At 67.1% G+C, this 6,403-nt stretch carries 7 protein-coding genes; 3 read left to right on the forward strand and 4 right to left on the reverse strand.

The genetic code is table 11. The annotated features are described in order from the left end of the window. Positions 1–186 precede the first annotated feature (186 nt). From K0H49_RS13710 to K0H49_RS13720, 3 genes are read left to right on the forward strand one after another with little or no spacing between them, the layout of a single operon-like run. The gene (locus K0H49_RS13710; RefSeq protein ID WP_219212943.1) at positions 187–1,656 is read left to right on the forward strand and encodes an alkaline phosphatase; all 1,470 of its coding nucleotides are present in this window, start codon (positions 187–189) and stop codon (positions 1,654–1,656) included. A 32-nt stretch (positions 1,657–1,688) separates the two neighbouring features. Next, positions 1,689–3,212: an alkaline phosphatase gene (locus K0H49_RS13715; RefSeq protein ID WP_219212945.1), complete on the forward strand. Its 1,524-nt coding sequence runs from the start codon at positions 1,689–1,691 to the stop codon at positions 3,210–3,212. Next, complete coding sequence (locus tag K0H49_RS13720) at positions 3,209–3,919, forward strand: hypothetical protein (protein ID WP_219212946.1); 711 nt, start codon at positions 3,209–3,211, stop codon at positions 3,917–3,919. The genes K0H49_RS13715 and K0H49_RS13720 overlap by 4 nt, the downstream gene beginning before the upstream one ends. A 31-nt stretch (positions 3,920–3,950) precedes the next feature. On the opposite strand, the gene K0H49_RS13725 is transcribed toward K0H49_RS13720, so the two are convergent. The 4 genes from K0H49_RS13725 to K0H49_RS13740 form a co-directional block, all read right to left on the reverse strand. After that, positions 3,951–4,310: a hypothetical protein gene (locus K0H49_RS13725; protein WP_219212947.1), complete on the reverse strand. Its 360-nt coding sequence runs from the start codon at positions 4,308–4,310 to the stop codon at positions 3,951–3,953. Positions 4,311–4,397: 87 nt separating this feature from the next. Next, positions 4,398–4,781 (reverse strand): roadblock/LC7 domain-containing protein, encoded by a 384-nt coding sequence (locus K0H49_RS13730; protein ID WP_219212949.1) that lies wholly within the window; start codon positions 4,779–4,781, stop codon positions 4,398–4,400. Continuing rightward, complete coding sequence (locus K0H49_RS13735; protein ID WP_219212951.1) at positions 4,778–5,323, reverse strand: GTP-binding protein; 546 nt, start codon at positions 5,321–5,323, stop codon at positions 4,778–4,780. Before K0H49_RS13735 ends, K0H49_RS13730 begins: the two co-directional genes overlap by 4 nt. After that, complete coding sequence (locus tag K0H49_RS13740; RefSeq protein ID WP_219212953.1) at positions 5,320–6,015, reverse strand: hypothetical protein; 696 nt, start codon at positions 6,013–6,015, stop codon at positions 5,320–5,322. The genes K0H49_RS13735 and K0H49_RS13740 overlap by 4 nt, the downstream gene beginning before the upstream one ends. Positions 6,016–6,403 lie beyond the last annotated feature (388 nt).

Below are 6,403 nucleotides of genomic sequence, written 5' to 3' on the forward strand. Positions count from 1 at the left end.
GTGCTGCGCGCCTGCACGCCGCACATGACAAACCGACGACAGGTGCCGCCCATCTTTTTCGCCGGGCGGTGAACTTCCGTGCGGGATTCGACTCGTCACGGACCGGTCATCTGCCACCTCTAGATTTCGACCTCGGAACAGGTGCGCGCCACGCGCACCACCCGAACAACCATTCGAGGGAGTCGCATGACCCAACGCTTCATTGCCCCAGCGCTGCTGGGCGTTTCACTGCTGCTGGCCGCCTGCGGCGGCAGCAGCCAAGGCCCCCAACTCCAACCGCCGACGACGCCGCCCACGCAACCGCCGGTGGCGCAGACCCCGAAGAACGTGCTGTTCTTCCTGGGCGACGGCATGGGCATCACGACCATGACCGCCGCGCGCATCTACAAGGTCGGCGAGGACGGCGACCTGACGATGGACACGCTGCCCGAGACGGCCTTCGTCCACACCTATTCCAACGACGCCCAGGTCACCGACAGCGCGCCCTCGATGTCGGCCTACATGACCGGCGTCAAGATGAACAACGAAGTCATCTCGATGACCGCCGACACCAAGGCCACCGACGCCGCGGGCAAGGCCTACCACGTCAATTTCGACAGCACCTGCCCGTCGACCAACGGCCAGGCCGTCGAGACGCTGCTCGAGCAGAGCAAGGCCAAGGGCTACGCCACCGGCGTGGTGACCACCACCCGCATCACGCACGCCACGCCGGCCGCCACCTACTCGCACGTCTGCCACCGCGACGCCGAGAACACCATCGCCGCGGCGCTGGTGCCGGGCGGCAGCGGCTTCAACGGCAAGCTGGGTGACGGCATCGACGTGCTCTTCGGCGGCGGCACCGACTACTTCCTGTCCAAGGAAGCCGGCGGCAAGCGCACCGACAAGCGCGACCTGATCGCCGAGTTCAAGACCGCCAAGTACAGCTTCGCCGCCGACAAGGCCGCCTTCGACAAGCTGCCGGTGGATGGCAGCACCAAGATCGTCGGCCTGTTCACCAAGAGCCACATGGCCTACGACCTCGACCGCGCCGCCGACAAGGAACCGAGCCTGGCCGAGATGACCGGCAAGGCCATCGACGCGCTGGCCGCGCGCAAGAAGGGTTTCTTCCTGATGGTGGAAGGCGGCCGCATCGACCATGCGCTGCACGCCACCAACGCGCGCCGCGCGCTGCAGGACACCGGCGCCTTCGACGACGCCATCAAGCTCGCGCTCGACAAGATGCAGGCCGTCGATCCGGGCCTGAAGAACACGCTGGTGGTGGTCACGGCCGACCACGACCACACGCTGCAGCTCAACGGCTACGCCGCGCGCACCGGCAAGACCGAAAGCGGCAAGCCGGGCGTGCTGGGCCTGGTCAAGGACTATGTCGACACCAGCAAGACCAGCAAGGACGTCGAGGGCAACCCGTACACCATCATCGGCTTCGGCAATGGTCCGGTCCGACTGGCCACGCGTGGCGCCATCGACAGCACGGCCCTGGAGAACAAGGACTACCGCCAGGAAGCTGTGGTCCCGACCGACCCCACGAGCGATTCGGAGACCCACGGCGGTGCCGACGTGTTCCTCGGCGCGCAAGGCCTGGGCGCCGACAACTTCTCCGGCGTCCTCACCAACACCGACGTGTTCGGCCTGATCAAGAAGGCGGTCGGCCTGTGAGTGGCAAGCGCCGCGCACCGACGAACACAACCATGAACACGACCATGAACCGCACCAACCGCACCACCCGCCTGGCGGCCGCCCTCGTCTGCGCCGCCGCCGGCACGCTGGCCTTCGGCGCCCACGCCGCCGGCGAAGCCAAGAACGTGATCTTCTTCCTCGGCGATGGCATGGGCCCGGTCACCGTGACCGCCGCGCGCATCTACAAGGGCGAGAAGCAGCTGGCCGCCAAGCCCGGCACGCTGGCGAGCTCCGAACGCGCCACCCTCGTCATGCAGTCGCTGCCCTACGCGGCGCGTGTGAAGACCTTCTCGCTCGACGGCCAGACCACCGACAGCGCACCCTCGATGGCCGCCTACATGACGGGCGTGAAGATGCGCAACGAAGTGATCTCGATGTCGAGCGACACCGTCGCGGTCGACAGCAGCGGCAAGCAATACATCAGCGGCGAAGACACCACCTGCCAGCCGACCAACGGCAAGGCCGCCGACACGCTGCTCGAGCTGGCCAAGGCCAAGGGCCGGGCGGTCGGCGCGGTGTCGACCACGCGCGTCGGCCATGCCACGCCGGCCACCACCTATGCCCACATCTGCAACCGCAACGGCTACAACACCATCGCCGAGCAGAGCGTGCCGGGCCATGCCAACTACAACCCCAAGCTGCTCGACGGCATCGACGTGCTGATGGGTGGCGGCCAGCGCAACTACCTGGTCGGCGCCGGCACCAAGCGCACCGACGGCGTCGACCTCGTGGCCGCGATGAAGGCCAAGGGCTATGCCTACGTCGACACCGGCACCCAGCTCAAGGCCGTCGACACGGCCGCCACGGGCAAGCTGCTCGGCCTGTTCTCGCCGAGCGAGATGGCTTACGAGCTGGACCGCGTGAAGCAGAAGCTCGACCAGCCCAGCCTGTCGGACATGACCGAGAAGGCACTCGGCGTGCTGAGCAAGAACGACAAGGGCTTCTTCCTGATGGTCGAAGGCGGCCGCATCGACCATGCGCTGCACGGCACCAACGCCAAGCGCGCGCTGGAAGACACGCTGGCCTTCGACGCGGCCATCCAGACCGCGCTCGACATCATGAACAAGAAGGACCCGGGCCTGAAGAACACGCTGGTGGTGGTCACGGCCGACCATGACCACGCGATGGCCTTCAACGGCTACCCGAAGATCGGCAACCCGATCCTGGGCCTGGTCAACGGCTACGCCGACGGCAAGCCGACCAAGGCCGCGGACGGCAAGCCCTACACCACGCTGGTGTTCGGCAACGGTGGGCGGCCCAACGCCACGCCCTCGAGCCAAGTCAACGCCGAAGACGGCAACAAGCCCTGGATCGCGCCCGCACGCGGCCCGTTGCGCGACGACCAGAGCGCGATGGACACCACCGACGACAACTACCTGCAGGAAGTCGGCATCAACCTCGGCACGCCCGGCGCGGAAACCCACGGCGGCGGCGACGTGATGCTGTTCGCGGGCGGCGCGGGCTCGAAGCTCTTCAAGGGCACCGTGGAGAACACCAAGGTGTTCAACAAGGTTCGCGAAGCGGCCGGCCTGTGACCCCGACCGCGACACTGAAGACGCTGCTCGCAGCGGCGGCCCTGGCGGGCCTGCCACTGGCCGCCAGCGCCGCGGGCGATGCCGCGGCGCCCGACCAGAACCTGCGCATCAGCCACCATGTGCTGACGATCGGCAAGGACGGCGTGCAGCGCGAGAGCCGCTACGCCGACCTGATGTTCCGCCGCGCCGATTCGGTGTGGGTCGAGCGCGAGCTGCCGCCGGCACTGCGCGAGGACCATGCGCACGAGGCCCGCGAGGGCAAGGTGCACATCGGCCACGCGCATGCCGACAACACCGCGGCGCCGCTGTGGGTGCGGCGCGATGCGGGCGGCACGGTGCAGGTGGGGATGGTGCTGCGCCAGCAGCGCAAGCTGATCGAGGTCGATGCGGCCAACTACGGCAACGTCGGCTACAACGGTTCGTGGGCCAACGCCTACTGGCTGGTCGACCCGGCGAGCCTCAAGCGCATGAAGGACCTGGGCGCGGCCGGCAAGGGCGTGCAGCGCTACGAACTGCAGCAGGGCGAGAGCACGCTGCGCATCGACTGGGACGTGGCGGGCCGCTACGCGCGCAAGATCGAGCAGCGCAACGCGCACGGCACCTCGCTCAACGTGATGACCGCCGCGGCCATCGCGGCGCCGAAGACGCTGCCCTGGCAGCAGGTCGGCGGCTACGAGCGCGGCGAGTACTCCGACCTGCTGGACTGAACGGCCGGGCGGCCGTGCTTCGGCCGACCGCTCAGATCACCAGGTCCTGCTCGACGCTCAGCACCTTGCGCCGCGCCAGCGCCAGGTTCGACTTGGCCTTGTCGAGCACCACGTAGAGGAACAGGCCCTCCTGCTTCACCATCGGGCGCAGGATGTGGTACTGCTTGCCGAGCGTGATCAGGATGTCCTCGATCGCGTCGTTGATGCCCAGCGAGCGCATCGTCTTGAGCTTGGCGCGCACGACTTCGGTGTTGCCCGCGGCAGCCACCTCGAGGTCGAGGCCCGAGCCGATCTGGCCCAGGATCATCCCGCTTTCCGAATCGACCAGGGCAGCGCACATGGCGCCGTCGCTGGTCATCAGGTCGTCCATGGATTGCTTGATGGTTGCCATTTCATTTCCTCGTTGAGTTCATCGCCCGTTGAAAAAGCCGCCGCCCGGGCGAGAGACGGGCGCCGGCGATGGATCCGTGTGGCGTGCTCAGGCCTGCGCCAGCGTGCGCGCGGCCTGCTTGGCGAAGTACAGGACCTGGCCGATGACGGCGTCGCGCCCGGCGACCACGCTCAGGATCAGGTCAACCTCGCGATGGCGCGCCTGCACCATCACCACATGGCCGTTGGCCGCCTCGACCGTCACGCTGGTGCAGGCGCCGAGATTGCTTTCCTCGCCCGACAGCGAACCGAGCGCCGCCAGCGAACTGGCCACGGCCGACAGCTGCGCGACCTTGGCGGTGTTCTCGATGCGGCCCGTGACCTCGAAGCCGTCTTCGGTGGACACCACCACGGCCTTGACGCCCTTGACTTCGCGCATGAGGCTGTCGACGGTGGCCTGTGCCACGGCGTGGATGTGGGGAGAAATGTTCATGCGCGGCTGTCCGACAGGGATCGGGATTCAAGCTGGAGGAGGAGAAGGTCGAGCAGTTGGAGCACCTGCGCGCGGTCGCGCACATCGACCGGCAGCACCGGGCACACCACGCCGCGCGCGGCCATGTGGCGACCGTGGGTGTCGATGGCCGGCGACGCATGGGTCTCGGTGCGGCCGATGCCGACCACGCAGGCCGAGCGGTCGATCAACCCGGCAAAGCCGTCGAGGTACATGTCGAGGTCGGCCAGTGGATCGGGGCGGCTGTTGTCGATCAGGATCACCAGGCCGAGCGCACCGCGCGCCAGGATGTCCCACATGAAGGCGAAGCGCGGCTGTCCCGGCGTGCCGTAGAGGCGCAGGCGCTCGCCGTTGTCCAGCGTCAGTTCGCCGTAGTCCAGGCCGACGGTGGTGGTGGCCTTGTCCACCGATTCGTCGGTGTTGCGCACGTCGGTGCGCAGCGGGCCGATCTCGCTGACGGCGGCGATGGCCGTGGTCTTTCCGGCCCCCATGGTTCCGGAAAAAAGGATCTTGTGTTCGATCATGAGGCGGCGCCTGGAAGCAGGCCGAGGCGGCGGCGGATCCGCGCAAACAGGCCGGGAAGCGCGGCAACCGGCGCCGGCGCGCTCGCGGGTCCGGGGCCGCTCGTCTCGTCGAAGCGCAGCAGTTGTGCGCGCTGGAGGTCGTTCAGGAAGGCGAGGCAGACCGATCGCTCGGCGCAGCCGCGCAGATGCAGTTGCGTGACGGTGCAGGGCCGGCTGACCAGCAGGGTCGCGAGCGCCAGGCGTCCCGGGCCGCGCAACAGGTCCGACGGCGGCCAGCAGCTCAGCTGGAACGCGCGCTCGTCGTCCGAGATCGGCAACGCGGCGCGTGCCTCGGCCAGGTGCCGTGCCGCGACGATCGAAGCGCCGGCGCGGTTGAGCGCGTGCTCGAGCGCGTCGGGGTTCAGCGGCAGGCTCAGTTCGGTGTTGGCGGCCCCGGCACGGCCGGCACGCAGGATCGCGGGCGGTGGCTGGCCATCGGACAAAGGCTCGCCAGACTCTTGCGCGAAAGGGCCGACGCCTTCTCCGACGATCCGCAGATCGCAGCGCGCGGCATTGAACGACCAATGGTGATGCGTGCGGTGGTCCAGCAGGCGCACCAGCGATTTCAGCAGCAACTCGTCACGCGGGGGCAGCCCGGCAACGCTCAGGCCCAGGTCGGGCCGCCGCAAGGCAGGGGCGGAGACATCCGTCATTTCTGGCGCAAATCCACGCCGAATGCCGGCACGCGCAGCCGGGCGGACGACGAGGGGATTTGAATTGGAAAAAGGAATGAATTCATAACGGCTGGAAACAATTATCAGCCTTTAGTTACATCCCTGCGCCATTGAAATGCTCTTTTTGCGTCCTTTTCCTCAATTCGAAAGCCCGCGAATGCCCCATCGAATTAATATCTTTTGATTACATCCTAAAGGCCAAATATCTCGCACGAAATCGCCCGTCGAAATGCACATTTCTCCTCGTACGGAACGTCGGATCAATGCGATCGAGAGAAATAGACGCATCGAATTCGCCGGCGTGAATTGACACCCGAAAGAATTGAAAAGTTTTCATTTCGGCGCAAGAAAATCGATGCGCAACCGC

Origin of the sequence: Variovorax boronicumulans (genome assembly GCF_019352895.1) — a bacterium.
Classification (GTDB): domain Bacteria; phylum Pseudomonadota; class Gammaproteobacteria; order Burkholderiales; family Burkholderiaceae_C; genus Variovorax; species Variovorax boronicumulans_A.